Below are 14,252 nucleotides of genomic sequence, written 5' to 3' on the forward strand. Positions count from 1 at the left end.
GTTGCGCCGGGTGCTCAATCGGGGCGAGGCTGTTAACGCCCTCAAGCGCGCCATTTATACCGGCCGGATCAGCCCGGCGCAGGCCAAACGTGTCGATGAAATGCAGGCTGTGGCCGATGCGTTGAGCCTGATGGCCAACATCGTGATGGCGTGGAATACCTCACAGATGCAGGCGGTCCTGGATCGCTGGTCGAACCGCCGCCAGGTCATTCCACCGGAACTGATCGGGAAGATTGCGCCCACCAGGCTGGAGAGCATCAACTTGCGGGGTGTGTTTCGCTTCCCGGTTGACCGCTATGCTGACCAAATCCTGCCTTCGCGGCCAAATGCATCGATAACTGGCACCAATGGATGAAACCGACCACGGTTTGACGCCACGAATCGCAGATTTGAAAGTGAACAGGAAAGTCAATGAAATCAACGATCTACCAACACCACCTCCGCGCCAGTGCTAGCTTTTCGTACCGTCACTTATTGCACTGAAAACGAGGAGACCCCAGGAACAGGGTGCCGCCGCTTGCCTGCTCGAAATGCCCGGCACGGTCTGCCCCGGCGCCAGTGAAGGCACCTTTTTTATGGCCAAAGAACTCGGACTCGACCAGCTCCGAAGGGATCGCACCACAGTTCACGGTAATGAACGGCTTTCCAGCGCGTGGGCTGGCGGAATGAATGGCACGGGCGAGCAACTCCTTGCCCGTGCCGCTCTCACCCTCTATCAGGACGGGCACGGACCGAATGGCCACACGCTGAGCCTGCTCGATCACCCGCTTCATTTGCGGGCTGCGATGAATGATCGCGGCAAACTCTGGGGCCTCGTCCGCAACCCCCTGCGCCAGCCGAGCCATGCGCTCGTCGCTTCGGCGCAGCAAGTCAGGGATGAATTCGGCCGAGATATCAAAAGGGACCTGCGCCGTTCTGACGCCCTGCTCCCTGGATGACTCGATCAGTTCCGCTGGAAAGCGGGTTTTAGCCAGGAGTATCCATACGGCCGCCATGGCCGGAGTGCCGGGACTCAAATGGAACGTCAACTCGACGTTCGCGCCATGAGCCTCTCGCAGGCCGGCAAGCACGTCAGTGGCCGCCCGGTAAATCTCACCAAAATCCGTAGGTGCCGGAAGCCTATGCTGCCGCACTTCAATGGCTGACTGGGTGAAACCCGTCAGCCACTTTTTGTATGTCGCGGCGACGTCCTTTGAGTGATCACAGAGGAGAACGATCGAGTCGAACTGGCGTGCCTGCACCGCTTGGGCGATAGGCCCCAGACCTACATCCCCCTTCCCCTCGGCAGCCTTCAAGTCAGTATTTCCAATCCAGCAGACCAGAATACGCGTAGCCGGCATCACAATTTTCCTTATTTATTGGCAATTATTCTTATACATCAGTAACGACAACATGGAAAGCCACGCCGTTTACCGCGCTATCAAGTTGATGTTTTAAATAACAAGTATAACTTTTCTTACGAGCTGGCACGCCCTCTGCTGTAGGTGGGTTATCTCCAACCACTTGCAGGACGCCATGAGCAAGGACACGAACAACGAAGGGCTGGAACTGAAGGACGTCTTTGCACGGGTACGTGGGCAGGTTAAGCGCCTGCTGGAACGCGACGCTTCACCGGCAGACATTTCCTACGTGCTCTCCTTTGTAGCAATCGAACTGGGGTTGAGCCTCGCCGAAGACGCCGCACGCGTTTTCCCGGTTGTGTTGAAAGGAGCCAGTCACGCCGCGTCCAGTTACGCGGACCAGAAGCAGGGCAAAGCGGAGAGTGACGCGCTCCAATCGCCTCCCGTCGGCGCTTCCATCCACTAAGGAAAGGCTATCCCATGACCCGCCCGCAACTCGTCCGTGAAGTCTATTTCGAACTGTGCCGCTCGATGGCCGGTAGCGCCAGCCCGAGGGAAATTCTGGAGAGCGCATCTGCGCTGGTTGAACTGTTCACGCAGCCCGAGGATTCCGGACCGCAGTTCAATCTGAGAACCGGAGGGCTTCCATTCGATCAGTGGGCACTGGATGCCGCATTTGCCGATGGCGGTTGGCGGGTGATGGGACATGAAACACACCTGCAGGAAGAGTTGTTGGATGAGGAAGATCATGAGCGTTGGATACATAACGGAATGGCGCGTTTGGCCAGGGAGATGAATGCATGAGCAAGATGAAATATGGACTGGCACTCGCCGCGCGCGAACACCTGGCTTCAGGACAACCCATCACTCGACTTGAAGCGCTGGTTTTATACGGCGTATCCAACTTCCCGGACATCATTTCCGAGATGCGCAAGCAGGGCTGGGTCATCCAATCGAGGACGGGTACCTATGCCGCAGCCATGGCCAGAATCAACCAGTATGCAGTGCTGCAACCACCGCCCAATCTGCCGGTGCGAGAGGTCATGCTGACCGAGTATTGGGTAAGCAAATGAAGCGTGGATTTTCCCAGCGGCAGCGTTCGATATTGGCCTGGGTTGCGGGAGGGCGCTGCATGAAATGCGGTGCCTCCCTCGGCAAAGACTTCCATGCCGATCACGTTATCGCCTTCTCGAACGGCGGCGCGACAGTCACGAATAACGGACAGGCTCTCTGCAGAACCTGCAACCTGAGAAAGGGCAACAAATGAACCTGAAGTTGCGTCCATGGCAATCTGAAGCATTGGCCAAATCTCTTAAATGGCTGGTCGAAGACCGGTCAGATCGGCGGTTCCTCATTAATGCCGCCCCGGGAGCAGGGAAAACCCTGGCCTCCTGTGCCATCGCTCAGGCCCTCATTGAGCGTAAAGAAATCGATCGTGTAGTGGTGATCGCCCCCCGTGCCGAGGTGGTCAGCCAGTGGTCGGAAGATTTCCGCCGTGTGACGGGCCGCTTCATGGGCAAGGTTACAGCTAGGGACGGGGATATCAGCACCCTTGGTATGGATGTCTGTGCCACCTGGTCTGCTGTGCAGGGACTCATGCCAGAGTTGCAGTCCGTATGTCGTACCTCACGAGTGCTGGTGATTTGCGATGAACATCACCACGCTGCAGTGGAGGCCGCATGGGGCACAAGCGCAGACAGCGCATTTGCGGACTCAGCCTTTGTGCTGGTGTTAACAGGCACACCAGTTCGTTCGGATGGCGCCCAGTCTGTATGGCTTGCCTATGACGACGCGGGTGCGATCGACCATCCGGATGCGGGAACCTACACCCTTACCTATGGCTTGGCGGTGGATCTGGGTTACTGCCGGCCGGTAACTTTTCACCGGCATGAAGGGAAGTTTACGGTCGACCTGGAGGGTGGCCATTCTGTGCAGGTTTCCGGCCACCAGCCGGCGGAGCTGCCAAAGGATTTGGTAAGAATTCCTGGCCTGCAAACGGCCCTGGATTTTTACCGGCTGGCACGCACCCCCCAGTTCGAGCCGGACAAAATCACCCCGAAGCTCAATGGCTATCAAGCCACAATGCTCGACTGGGGCAGCCAGAAGCTAACCGAGTTGCGCCAGCGCATGCCTGAAGCCGGCGGCCTGGTGATCGCCCCTTCCATTGAGATGGCCGAATACATGGTCGATCTTATAGAGCTGCTGGAAGGGGAGCGGCCGCTGTTGGTGCACAGCCAGATGCCCAACCCGGAATCCAGAATCAAGGCTTTCCGCAATACGGACAAGCGCTGGCTGGTATCGGTTGCCATGGTCTCAGAAGGCGTGGATATCAAGCGGCTTCGGGTGCTGGTGTATTTGCCCAACGCCCTGACTGAACTGGCATTCCGCCAGGCCATCGGCCGTGTTGTGCGGACAGCCGGCCCGGATGACGACACCCGGGCCTACGTGGTCATGCCGTCCTTCGAGACCTTCGAGGTTTACGCCCGCCGGGTCGAGGAGGAAATGTCCGCGTCCACTCGCTCGGGCAAGGATGAGCCGCGAACGAAGCGTTGCGGCGTGTGTGGCCATGAGTGCGCCTTGGGTGCTCGAGAATGCCCAGGCTGCGGCCATGAGTTTCCTGTCGCGCCGCAACGTCTCAAAGCATGTGAGAAGTGCGATGCCCTGAATCCTGTGACGGCATCCAGCTGCCATGCATGCGGTGCCTCATTCAGCCAGACCTTTACGCTTACCCTGGACGAAGCCTTGAGAGCGGGTGCCATTGTGCGGGGAATGGACCTGGATGAAACCGAGGTTCAACTGGCGGAGCAGATGGCCCCGAATGTACGCAATCTGATCTTGCGTAGCGGCGATAATCGTCTGGTGCGCATCCTTAAGACTTTGCCTGACGAGAGCTGGGCGCGACTGAAGACCATCCTGGTTGCCGAAAGCTGAGGTGGTACATCGGCTGGACCACATCCGCAACCACTGAGTTTTCATGGGCCAGAAGAGCAGCATATCAATCCACCAAAACAGGGAGAGTTACATCCATCATGCAAGCACAACAATTTGAGCACTTCGCACCCATCATTCGCTCCCTTACACCTGCCGAGTTGGCAGGCGCGCCTACTCTTTATGAAAAGCTACTGTTGGCCACGGAAGGTAATCTGGATGTTTGCTATGCGCCATTCGAGCACATCAACCCAGCAGCCCGGATGGTTATTGTGGGCATTACACCCGGCCGAACTCAGATGCTGAATGCGATAAAGGAAGTCCGCAGACAACTCGATCAAGGCGCCGGTTCGCATGAAGCTCTGAAGGCCGCAAAGCAGACCGGCGCCTTCAGCGGTGCGATGCGCCCTAATCTGATCAGCTTGCTGGATGGTGTCGGGCTGAACCGCTGGCTCGGAATAGCGAGTTGCGATGCCCTGTTTGACTCTGCTTCCCACCTCGTGCAGACAGCCTCAGTACTTCGGAATCCAGTTTTTGTGGGTGGTGAAAACTACAACGGGGCTCCAAACATGACGAAGCACCCCTTACTGCAAAGACAGTTGCTGTCCCAGTTTGGCGAGGACATTAAGGCCCTACCCAACGCTGTATTTATTCCGCTGGGAGACAAGGTCGCAGAGGCTTTGCACTATTTGTCGTGTAAAGGGTTGCTTAGCCAGGACCGAATTTTGGATGGCCTCCCTCATCCTTCTGGAGCCAATGCAGAGCGGATCGCCTATTTCCTGGGAAAGAAAAACAGGGAGTCACTTTCGTCAAAGACCAATCCTGAGAAGCTGGACAAGGCCAAAAGCTTAATGATCAGCAGGGTCCTTGCGCTCGCGTAGCCTTCGTCATTGCCAACTTCCCGGACACGCCATGCCAAAGAAAACGCTGCCTTCTGTTGCGAATAATCCGAATGCAACGGATAAAGTTGCTAACGCCATCCTCGCGTTCATAGGAAAAATTCCCGACACTGCGAGGCATCAGGACGCTAATCCCTCAAAGGTTTCGCGTGAGATCACAAGCAATGCGGCAGCGAAGGCGGCGCGAACCGCAGGACTCCTAGCATTGCCTCCTGGGCCGATTGGCTGGCTGACAATTCTTCCTGAACTCGTAGCGGTTTGGAAGATTCAGGCCCAGATGGTGTCCGACATTGCTGCCACATACGGAAAGAAGTCCACCTTAACGCAGGAACAAATGCTCTATTGCCTGTTCCGGCACACAGCGGCGCAGGCAGTGCGAGACATCGTAGTGCGCGTTGGGGAGCGCTTCCTCGTTAGGCGCGCTTCCCTCAAGACGCTTCAGATGGTTGCACAAAGAGTAGGAGTACACGTCACTCAGCGCGCTATCGGGAAAGGCATATCCCGCTGGCTGCCGATAGTCGGCGCTGCCGGCGTTGGCGCTTACGCCTACTACGACACTGGCCGAGTTGCCGCCACTGCTATAGAACTCTTCGAGAAAGAAATCACAATCGAGCCGAAAGCGGGCGAAGTTGCCTAGATACCGGTTTTATGGGCTTCGTTGGCCTTGAATTCAACACAAATCACGGATGACAGGTAAAGTCTTAACTCCTACGAGCATTAAAAAAAAGCCACCCCGAAGGGTGGCGACAGTAAGTGATCAAGCAAGCAGCTGCTTGGCCAGGGCAACCTCGATGCTGTCCCCTGACTGATTCAGAACGTCCAGGCCGGAATCCGGCATGTCGCCTGATGTCGACTGAGACACGGCGATCTTTTTTGCCATGAGTTCCAGGCATCCCATCTGGGCCGATCCTGCATAGCCCAGAAAGTGCACATCCACGTCCTGCTTCTGGCCGATCCGCCAACTGCGGCGGGAGGCTTGCTGCAGGGTATAGACGTTGTAACCACTTTGCATGAACACGATGGTCGGGAATTCCAGCATGTCGAGCCCGGTTTTGACCAGCTCAGGGTTGGTAATGATCACCTCCACACCGCGGTCAACCTGATCGAACAGCCAATCTTCCCGCTTTGACGCATCGACGCTTGCCCTCAACACCGCGGACTTGAAACCTTCCTTTTCAAGAAAGTTTTTCAGTCGGGTGGTGGTGTCACGAGTGCCGGTGTAGGTCGAGTACACCAGAATCCTCCGGCCGCGTGCCTTCTCCGATTTGCAAATACGCAGCAGTTCCAGCTCTTTCGGACTTGCCTCGGTGCCGCTCATCAACGCCGGCACGAAAGCGAGTTGCTGCTTTGATCGGGGATGGCGAACCAGCTCGTCACGGAAGCACGTATCCGGCCAGGCAAGCAGCACGTTCAGGACAACGCCCAGCAAGCTGGTGTCGCCCTTCCTGAGCGCCTCACGGAGATCTTCGCGCAAGCTCATGCTCAACTCACGGTAAATCCCGGACATCACCTCCGTCATCGGGACTTCCGTGAAATGCTCTCGGTAAGGCGGCAGAACATCACCGCCTATATCCTTGAGCTTCAGGAACACCGTCTGAGGCAGCACATAACGCATGATGCCCTTCGGGCCGAAACCTGGCCCCTTGGAGGTGCGGTGCGTGATGTTCTTGCCCCGCGCTGTGCGATGCGACTCGCTTTCAGTCTCCTTGAACACGTCCTTCAGGATGCCGTGATCGCGCATGAACGACATGCCGGCAGGTCCCAGTGAGTTGCGGTTGCTATAGCCGAACCCGTCCTCAATCATCAAACCCGGGTTAAGCCGGTGCAGGAGATAGAACAGATCGTCGGCATAGCCGCCCATCAGGGTGCCGGTCAGAAGCAGGGCTTTCTGGCACTTGCGTGCAAGAACTCCCATCGCCTGTCCTTGGGCAGATCCCTCGTTCTTGTACTCGTGCCCCTCATCAACCACGAGAAGGCCGAAGTACCCCTGCGGAAGGTAGCGCTTGATGAACTCGGTTGCCTGGTACCCGCCCTGCCCGAAGGAGAACTCGGTGTTGGCCATTGCACGCTCCATTCTGCGTGCCTGCCGGTCTGTAAAAAACAGATCGCCTTTGTCGTCCATCAAATTTATGAACTCGTAGACGTTGTCCTCAAGCATCCCGGACAGCATGTCCTCGCCGAAGCGATCCAGCAACCTGTCGGCCGTTTTGGAACCGATGGTAGGTATCTGACGCAGGCTCTCCATAACCAGCTCACGCCGGGATTGGGTGTTCCCACGTTTCGATACCAGCGTCCAAAGACGTTCTCCGCATGGCACCCTGTCTTCTAACAGCGCTCCATCCACTACCCGCTTCACCGACTGCTGATTGGTGCAATAGGATCGTGTCTGATTGAGCCTGCTTTCAGCCAAGGTCGCTGGCAAGGGGTTGCCCTCGTCATCCACCAGCAAAGCGCCGCACTTCGGACAGGCTGCATAGGTTCTCACGTGCTTGTCCTGTCCTTCACTCACGATAGTCCGTTTATGGGTGTAGGCCGGCTTCCAGTTGAATCCCATGCGCATGCGCACACGTCCCATGACAAAGAACTCTGGAACGACCGGCTTCTCACGCATCTCCCGTAGCTGCAGGAGTTTGCGCAACGTGTCAGGGCCGTTGAGAATCCAGACCCTGGCATTAGGCACCGTCGCCTTGATTTCGCGCCGCCACTTGTAGACTAGATGCGGTGGCGCGATCACCAGGGTGCGGCGATAGCCCTCCTCGTGCATGACTGCCGCGGCGGCAATCGCCATCATGGTCTTACCCGTACCCATTTCAGCGTTGATAATCGCTGCGGGCTGGGCTTCGTCGACCAGAAGGCGCGTTACAGCCTGGACTGCATCCTGCTGAGGCGGAAAAGGTTTGCGAAGTAGCGCTTCCATCAGAATGGCATGCTTGGAATTCGGCACCCCATCGTAGATTGGCGGATTCTGCTGCTGAACTGCGCTCAGCAGTCCTTCCCCGAACTCGTGAATGAAATCGCTCAAAGGAATGACTTCCTGCTGCGATACTTCAATGACTGCTTCCATGACGACTCTCCTGAAAAATGCGGAGGCAGCCGTCCCCTTGCGGGGTGGTTGCACCCCGCTGGGTTGAATTGAATTGAATCCCGGCCTCCATGTCCTTGTGGGGACATCGATGCGTTCCGGTCTCAGGGACTGACCGGACTCATAAGGCGATGCATGACGCGCATCGGTCGGGCTGAAACTGACAGCCAGCAGTGAAACACTTCAAAGGTCCGGGCCTTTCTCCAACACGCCGGCCGCAGCCCGCGCGTTCGAGAAAAGCCCCCGGAGGGGGGCAGTTAAGGATCAGAACATTGCCAGCGATGAATCATCCATACCGATTCTCCAGCGCCTGCTTGATCTGAGCCATGGAGGTGGGCTTAAAGTGGAAATCCAACTCGGCGCCGACACCTGTATCAACAAGCTCCGTGATCGGGATATATCCATACTCGGCATTGATCAGGTCACCGTGCAGGATGGCATATCCGAAAGCCTGCTCGACCTCCCCTTCCCTGTCCTTCTCGGTGATGTACCAATGGCAATCACCAAGAAAGTAGTGAAGGTGTGCAATGGCCTCGTCGCCCTTGCCGTCTTGCTGGTACGTGACCGGCATACCTTCGACAGTGGCCGCAATCTCGATCATTTTGTCGAAGAAATACTGCCGTTCTTCTCCATTCATACATGTGGCCACGATTTGCTTCTGTCTCTCTGGCATGAACAGCCGAAGACGAAGGAATGCTTCAACTGCATCACGTCGACTGACAGAGTTCACTTTTCCGTCAAGGCTGGGTTCTGCCTCGGGAGAACGGGCCGATGGAGTCGGCCGTCCGGGTATTTCAATCTGAATGTTGTCTTCAAATAAACGCATGGTGTTTCTCCTTGAATATGCCAAGAACGGAACACCCCTTGCGGGAATGTTCCCCGCAAGGCGATTTGATAAAATTCAACGAATCGAAACGACTTTCCCAAAACCCGGACCCGGGCTGAAGTCGATGCCGGTGATGCTTGGCACAAACTTGTCCGTATAGGTCAGGATTTCTGACACGGAGCCATCGGCCCGGGTCTCGAATGTCGTCTTGAGATCACGCTCCTTGAAGGTGTCACCTTTGATCAGGAGACGCCTTCCATTGCCAGACTTCACGACACCCGAGATTTGTCCCGCTGCCAGCGCCAGCGCCAAATGCCAGTCCGAAAGTGCACGCAAGGGCCGGCGGTGAGTATCGTCAGCACGCACAAAGTGCGTCCCGAACATCGGCCAGAGCGTATTCTTGCGAACACGCTCAAGCTCAGCCTGGAGCTGAGGACCGTCAATGCGAATTGACGTGAAGCGTGCTTCGGCCTCCTTGATCTGTGGCACCAGGTACTGCTCACCTTGCCAATATTCCGGCAATACGACGGGCTCTTCCCCGCGACCACAGGCCTCCAGCAGCTTCTGCACGCCTGGATCCGCTCCGTCTGCACGACGCTTCACGCCAAACACGACGCACTGCCTGAACCGTGTTTCCGGCGCCATGAAAACCTGAACCTGCTCGAAGTGCCGGGCAATCATTCCGGAGAACTCCTTGTCCAGAACGTAGTGCGGAACGATGAGCACCATGACACCGCCGAACTGCAGCCAGGCAACCGTCTTGCGATAGAACACCTTCTCAAGACGATCACCTCGGGAACGGTCTCCCGTGGCCGCCTTGTCCGATACAACATCGCCATACGGTGGATTCAGGAACAGCAGCCCCTGACTGCGAGCCGATACAAACACGTCGTTCACATCGCTGTGCGCGACTGTGTCGAGTATCCCCTTGGCATGCCACGCGCGCTCTGCATCGAACTCGATGCCGTTGGCCACGACAGACGCTCCGCACTGAACCAGGTGGTGCTTAAACTCAGCCAATGCCGTTCCTTCGCCGCAGCACGGGTCAAGAATACGCAGTTGCCCACCACCAATGTCGAGCGCCTGGAGAATCCGGGCCAGCGTTACCTCATCCGTCGGGAAATATCCGTTCTTGATAAAGTTCTGGGCCAATCGCGGAAAGATGAGGCTCATGCCGACACCTCGCTTTCCGGCTGGTCCCACTCCGTAACTTCCAGTGTTTTTAACAACATGCTGCTCTCCTTATATATTGCGGAGGCAGCCAAATCCCTTGCGGGGTGGTTGCACCCCGCTGGGTTGATAAATCGATGACGCTAAGCTGCAATGGCATTGGCGCTTCTAGCCTGTTCGAGGTATACAGCTTCCTCGCCATTCAGGCCGATCATGCCCGCCTGAACCATTCTCGACACGTCGTCCGAAAATGATTCCGTCAACATGACTTTGGCAGCCGTTACCTTTCCGATCGGTGGATGGTCGCTGTCTTCCAGAAAACTCACGCACTCGGCATGGGTTGCCCGCATGACTACATCCCTCCAGCTATCGAGTAACGGCACAGGTGAGAGGGTCTTGTACAAAGACCATACCCCCTGCAGCAATCGAGGCCTTGCTTCCGGTGTGAATGGCTCGTCCAGCATGAACCAAGCGGTCTTGGTAGACCTGTCAGGCTTTAGCAGGACTGCATCGTAAATCCAGGTATGGACAAGGTTCCCAAAGAGGGTGTCCCTGGGTAATCGTCCACTGAATTTTGTGAGCCGGTCCGGACTGCGTACATGGACTTGCTCGACCGAGCGGCCATCGCCGTCATTGACTGGCGTGAGGCGGAAGCCAGACAAGCCTCCGCAGCTTTCCTTCAGGGTGAATGCGGCGAGAAGCTGCTGAATCGCAGTGTCCCGACCGTACAGGGAGAGGAACATCAACTCGCCAGATTCGTCCCGGATGCAAGCATCCGCATACAGGTCAGAGAGTTCCGATATTTTGTAAAGCATGGCGTGCTCCTGGGAAAAAAGGGGAGCACTTTCCCGGAGGGGAGTCGTGACTCCCCATGGGGTGGTTGAACTGCGATGGAATTCCAGGTCAGAAGACCCGCCGTTTTCAGGAACTGAACGGCATTCAAGGGCAATGCATGACGCGCATCGGTCGAGCTGAAACTGACAGCCAGCAGGCACAACTGCGTTAATTATGCGCGTTTCAAGAGCCTTTACAAGCCTGGCTCAGCCCACATAATCGCCAGCGCCTGCATCGATAATTTCCTCGATATATGCCGCCGCGCTGTGATTGTCCGCACACCGTAGACTGGCTGCCACGGTGATCCAGTCACTCCGAATCAAGGACACATGGGTACATCCGGAAAAGTCCCTCAGCTTTCCTTGAAGAACGCCACCTTGACCAGGTTCAACATCATCTGCGTAAAAGGACACAGCCTCTTCCAGGTCGTCGAGATGGAGGACATGGCGTTTCATCTCGATGGATATCAAGCTGTCCCTTTCTGCGATCACATGTTCAGCCCGCAAGGTTCTGGAACATGCCTCATCAAGAAGCCTGGCAATGAACCCGCTTTCTGATTCCAGTGGCGCGATGTCACCCGGAATGCCGTACTTCGCCATCACTTTCCCGATCAGTTCCCAGTCGAGCTTATGCTGCGCTTCACTTTCGCAAGCCCCCATCGCTACGATCAGTGCGCTGACCTGCTGCGCCAGTCTGGTCGTGTCGGCGATCAGCGGCAACAGCACAAGTGCTTGTACCGCGTTGGCGTCAGCCAGTGCTCCACGCAGATCATCGGTCGCAAAGCGCAAACAGTCGTTTGCCTTGGTCAGTTGTTCGTTAATACATCTCATTGCTGCTCTCCTGAAAAACGCGGAGGCAGTCGTCCCCTTGCAGGGTGGATGCACCCCGCTGGGTTGATGAATTGAATCCCGGCCTCCATGTCCTTGTGGGGCCATCGAGGCGTTCCGGTCTCAGGGACTGACCGGACTCATAAGGCGATGCGTGACGCGCATCGGTCGGGCTGAAACTGACAGCCAGCAGTGAAACACTTCAAGGGCCCGGAGCCTTTCTCCAACACGCCGGCTTCAGCCCGTGCGTTCGAGAAAAGCCCCCCCGGAGGGAGGGCAAAAACTAACCGCAAGCAATCAGTGCTGCATCGCCTTGTTGGCAGCCGCTTGGCCCCTCGATTGCCCAGCGCTTGAGCGCGCTTGCAATCAAGGCGCCGATCGCCATGAACGGCCCATAAATCACCGACTGGCCAAGGACTTCATGAGCAGTTGTTTCACAAAGCCCATCGATCAGACGCTCGGGAATTTGCTTTACCCGGGCGTGCTCGCCTGCGGTCAACTGACGGAGCAGTTCAGGGTTGCGGGGGTGGCGGATCTTCGGGTCGGTGCTTCTCACCTTGGCGTAACCCTTGGTGATAGTCCCGATCCGGGTAGAACCGCCATCGAAAACCTGCATCATGAATCCCTTGCCGGCCTCCTTGTCGCGTTCCTGCTTGGCTTTCAAACCTGGCATGGTCGACCACCTTGGGTCGTCGTCGTCGACCTCATCCAGCGCATCTCCAAGGGTGATCGTGATTCTGTCCGGCACCGCCAGGTCGTTCATCGAAAAGCTCACCCCATTGGTCACGGCCACCATGCAATAGCGTTTGCGGTCCTCTAATGCATTGAAGGATTCGCCAGACAGCACCACTTCATGGACTGCGTAGCCAAGGTCCCGCAACTGCGATCGGATGATGGCGCCGCTGGCCGTATCCCGATACTGGGGCACGTTTTCCAGAACCACCACCAACGGGTTGACCGCTGCGACGATCGCCAGAAAGGCAACAGCCAGATGGCCTACCTCGGGATGATCCTCCGGCACGCCAAGCTTGCGCTTGGAGCGTCCGGAGAGGCTGGCACCAGAACATGGAATCCCGGCCTCCAGAATATCCACGTCTGGAAGCTTGGCCATGGCCCAGCGATCAAAGGCCAGTTCCTGCATGGGAGCCGCGATGCCTACGGTGTCGGATTCCCAGCAATCATTGGCTTCCCTGGCATGATCGAGCAGCTCAGGTCTGATCTCATTGGCAAAAATCAGCCTTGAGTCCAGCCCCTCGCGGTATAACCCCGCATGAATCGCATGGCACATGATGCCGCCGCCATGGGAAAGCGACCCGATTTCCAGCGGGTCACCCTGCCCCATCCTGGCGGCAGTTCGCTCGACTCTCTCCTGGCGACGCATCTCGGATGCAAGCGGAAGGATATGGATTTCCTCCTCCAGCATCACCACCCGTACCGCGCTCATTCCCTCGAACATCTCCAGCAGTTCCCTGCTATTGATGTCGATGACCGGATACTCGCTTTCGCCTCGCCGTTTCCGCGAGACCACACGAATGCCCTGATCAGATCGAGTGAGCACCAGTCTCGCGTCATCCAGCTTTATGTCGAATCGAGTGCCGGGCTTGAATCCAACATGATCCAGATTGGAACCTTGAAGCCACACCCGCGGAGCACCTTTGTTTTCGCCGATTGAGGTGATGAGATAGTGCTTCATTTGAGCACCTCATCCATCCCGAGCGCTTTCCGGCAACGCCTGCGATGCTTCACAATCGCGTCCTGCAAACTTCCCGGCTGAGCCGTGGCCTGGTTTGGTGTGCTGATCCCCGGCGCATTACTCAAATCCGCAGGCAGGGTATCCAGATCACTGTAATCAACCGGCTGCCACGACGTCCCCCCGATTTGAGTAGCACATAGCTTTGGAGTCCAATTCCATCATTCAAGGAGTTGGACATGAAGAAGCGTTTCACCGAAGAACAGATCATTGGCTTCCTGCGGGAGGCGGAAGCCGGGCTTCCGGTCAAGGAACTGTGCCGCCGGCACGGCTTCTCGGAAGCCAGTTACTACCTCTGGAGATCCAAGTTTGGCGGCATGAGCGTATCGGACGCCAAGCGTCTGAAAGAGCTCGAATCCGAGAACTCTCGCCTGAAGAAACTGCTCGCCGAAGCGATGCTGGAGAACGAGGTCACGCGCGAGGCGCTGAGAAAAAAGTGGTGAAAGCGCCAGCCCGCCGGGAACTGGTGCGTCACCTGGCAGGCCGAGGGTTGAGCGAGCGACATGCCCTGCGCGTCGTCGGCATGAGCGCCAGTGCCTACCGCTACGAGCCCGCCCCAGACCGCAACCAGTCCCTGCGGGAGCAGATCCTTGCGC

14 protein-coding genes and 2 pseudogenes are annotated in these 14,252 nt (G+C 57.0%); 9 read left to right on the top strand and 7 right to left on the bottom strand.

Annotation, left to right across the window (positions count from 1 at the left end):
• On the top strand, positions 1–355 hold a 355-nt coding region (locus BGO62_RS02685; RefSeq protein WP_296639051.1), incomplete at its 5' end, for a Tn3 family transposase.
• A gap of 142 nt (positions 356–497) precedes the next feature.
• Here BGO62_RS02685 and BGO62_RS16335 read toward each other — a convergent pair.
• Positions 498–782 (bottom strand): annotated as a pseudogene (locus tag BGO62_RS16335) (sigma 54-interacting transcriptional regulator); the annotation flags it as partial.
• Positions 783–1,515: 733 nt separating this feature from the next.
• On the opposite strand from BGO62_RS16335, the gene BGO62_RS02695 reads away from it, so the two are divergent.
• The 7 genes from BGO62_RS02695 (at position 1,516) to BGO62_RS02720 (ending at position 5,804) form a co-directional block, all read left to right on the top strand.
• A complete protein-coding gene (locus tag BGO62_RS02695) occupies positions 1,516–1,806 on the top strand; it encodes a hypothetical protein (RefSeq protein WP_296639054.1) in 291 nt (96 codons plus the stop codon).
• Positions 1,807–1,820: 14 nt separating this feature from the next.
• Positions 1,821–2,144 (top strand): hypothetical protein, encoded by a 324-nt coding sequence (locus BGO62_RS02700; protein WP_296639055.1) that lies wholly within the window; start codon positions 1,821–1,823, stop codon positions 2,142–2,144.
• Positions 2,141–2,413, top strand: a complete 273-nt coding sequence (locus BGO62_RS02705) for a helix-turn-helix domain-containing protein (protein ID WP_296639057.1) — start codon at positions 2,141–2,143, stop codon at positions 2,411–2,413. The genes BGO62_RS02700 and BGO62_RS02705 overlap by 4 nt, the downstream gene beginning before the upstream one ends.
• A gap of 59 nt (positions 2,414–2,472) precedes the next feature.
• Positions 2,473–2,607 carry an HNH endonuclease gene (locus tag BGO62_RS16340; protein WP_363923701.1) on the top strand — a complete coding sequence of 45 codons (135 nt, stop codon included), beginning with the start codon at positions 2,473–2,475 and terminating at the stop codon, positions 2,605–2,607.
• Complete coding sequence (locus tag BGO62_RS02710; protein ID WP_296639059.1) at positions 2,604–4,271, top strand: DEAD/DEAH box helicase family protein; 1,668 nt, start codon at positions 2,604–2,606, stop codon at positions 4,269–4,271. Before BGO62_RS16340 ends, BGO62_RS02710 begins: the two co-directional genes overlap by 4 nt.
• Positions 4,272–4,369: 98 nt before the next feature.
• Positions 4,370–5,149: a hypothetical protein gene (locus BGO62_RS02715; RefSeq protein WP_296639061.1), complete on the top strand. Its 780-nt coding sequence runs from the start codon at positions 4,370–4,372 to the stop codon at positions 5,147–5,149.
• Positions 5,150–5,180: 31 nt separating this feature from the next.
• Positions 5,181–5,804 carry a hypothetical protein gene (locus BGO62_RS02720; protein WP_296639062.1) on the top strand — a complete coding sequence of 208 codons (624 nt, stop codon included), beginning with the start codon at positions 5,181–5,183 and terminating at the stop codon, positions 5,802–5,804.
• Between the two features lie 120 nt (positions 5,805–5,924).
• Here BGO62_RS02720 and BGO62_RS02725 read toward each other — a convergent pair whose 3' ends face one another.
• The 6 genes from BGO62_RS02725 to BGO62_RS02750 all read right to left on the bottom strand — a co-directional run bounded on the left by BGO62_RS02725 (position 5,925) and on the right by BGO62_RS02750 (position 13,599).
• Positions 5,925–8,231, bottom strand: coding sequence for an SNF2-related protein (locus BGO62_RS02725; protein ID WP_296639064.1), 2,307 nt, complete (start codon positions 8,229–8,231; stop codon positions 5,925–5,927).
• Positions 8,232–8,535: 304 nt separating this feature from the next.
• Positions 8,536–9,075, bottom strand: a complete 540-nt coding sequence (locus BGO62_RS02730; RefSeq protein ID WP_296639067.1) for a hypothetical protein — start codon at positions 9,073–9,075, stop codon at positions 8,536–8,538.
• A gap of 75 nt (positions 9,076–9,150) precedes the next feature.
• On the bottom strand, positions 9,151–10,248 hold the full coding sequence (locus BGO62_RS02735) for a DUF6094 domain-containing protein (RefSeq protein WP_296639069.1): 1,098 nt from the start codon (positions 10,246–10,248) through the stop codon (positions 9,151–9,153).
• 140 nt (positions 10,249–10,388) lie between these two features.
• The gene (locus BGO62_RS02740) at positions 10,389–11,060 is read right to left on the bottom strand and encodes a hypothetical protein (protein WP_296639070.1); all 672 of its coding nucleotides are present in this window, start codon (positions 11,058–11,060) and stop codon (positions 10,389–10,391) included.
• A gap of 225 nt (positions 11,061–11,285) precedes the next feature.
• Entirely contained in the window at positions 11,286–11,909 is a 624-nt protein-coding gene (locus BGO62_RS02745; RefSeq protein ID WP_296639071.1) for a hypothetical protein, read from the bottom strand.
• Positions 11,910–12,189: 280 nt separating this feature from the next.
• The gene (locus BGO62_RS02750; RefSeq protein ID WP_296639072.1) at positions 12,190–13,599 is read right to left on the bottom strand and encodes a DNA cytosine methyltransferase; all 1,410 of its coding nucleotides are present in this window, start codon (positions 13,597–13,599) and stop codon (positions 12,190–12,192) included.
• Between the two features lie 236 nt (positions 13,600–13,835).
• On the opposite strand from BGO62_RS02750, the pseudogene BGO62_RS02755 reads away from it, so the two are divergent.
• Positions 13,836–14,252: pseudogene (locus BGO62_RS02755) on the top strand (transposase); the annotation flags it as partial.

This window comes from Thiobacillus sp. 65-1402, from assembly GCF_001897685.1.
GTDB lineage: Bacteria > Pseudomonadota > Gammaproteobacteria > Burkholderiales > Thiobacillaceae > Thiobacillus.

Bases quoted from the DNA above. Each gene is read 5' to 3' on its own strand.
- BGO62_RS02745 (WP_296639071.1), bottom strand. From the start codon at position 11,909: ATGAGATGTATTAACGAACAACTGACCAAGGCAAACGACTGTTTGCGC.
- BGO62_RS02700 (WP_296639055.1), top strand. From the start codon at position 1,821: ATGACCCGCCCGCAACTCGTCCGTGAAGTCTATTTCGAACTGTGCCGC.
- BGO62_RS02750 (WP_296639072.1), bottom strand. From the start codon at position 13,599: ATGAAGCACTATCTCATCACCTCAATCGGCGAAAACAAAGGTGCTCCG.
- BGO62_RS02710 (WP_296639059.1), top strand. From the start codon at position 2,604: ATGAACCTGAAGTTGCGTCCATGGCAATCTGAAGCATTGGCCAAATCT.
- BGO62_RS02715 (WP_296639061.1), top strand. From the start codon at position 4,370: ATGCAAGCACAACAATTTGAGCACTTCGCACCCATCATTCGCTCCCTT.
- BGO62_RS02695 (WP_296639054.1), top strand. From the start codon at position 1,516: ATGAGCAAGGACACGAACAACGAAGGGCTGGAACTGAAGGACGTCTTT.
- BGO62_RS02730 (WP_296639067.1), bottom strand. From the start codon at position 9,075: ATGCGTTTATTTGAAGACAACATTCAGATTGAAATACCCGGACGGCCG.
- BGO62_RS02720 (WP_296639062.1), top strand. From the start codon at position 5,181: ATGCCAAAGAAAACGCTGCCTTCTGTTGCGAATAATCCGAATGCAACG.
- BGO62_RS02725 (WP_296639064.1), bottom strand. From the start codon at position 8,231: ATGGAAGCAGTCATTGAAGTATCGCAGCAGGAAGTCATTCCTTTGAGC.
- BGO62_RS16340 (WP_363923701.1), top strand. From the start codon at position 2,473: ATGAAATGCGGTGCCTCCCTCGGCAAAGACTTCCATGCCGATCACGTT.
- BGO62_RS02735 (WP_296639069.1), bottom strand. From the start codon at position 10,248: ATGAGCCTCATCTTTCCGCGATTGGCCCAGAACTTTATCAAGAACGGA.
- BGO62_RS02740 (WP_296639070.1), bottom strand. From the start codon at position 11,060: ATGCTTTACAAAATATCGGAACTCTCTGACCTGTATGCGGATGCTTGC.
- BGO62_RS02705 (WP_296639057.1), top strand. From the start codon at position 2,141: ATGAGCAAGATGAAATATGGACTGGCACTCGCCGCGCGCGAACACCTG.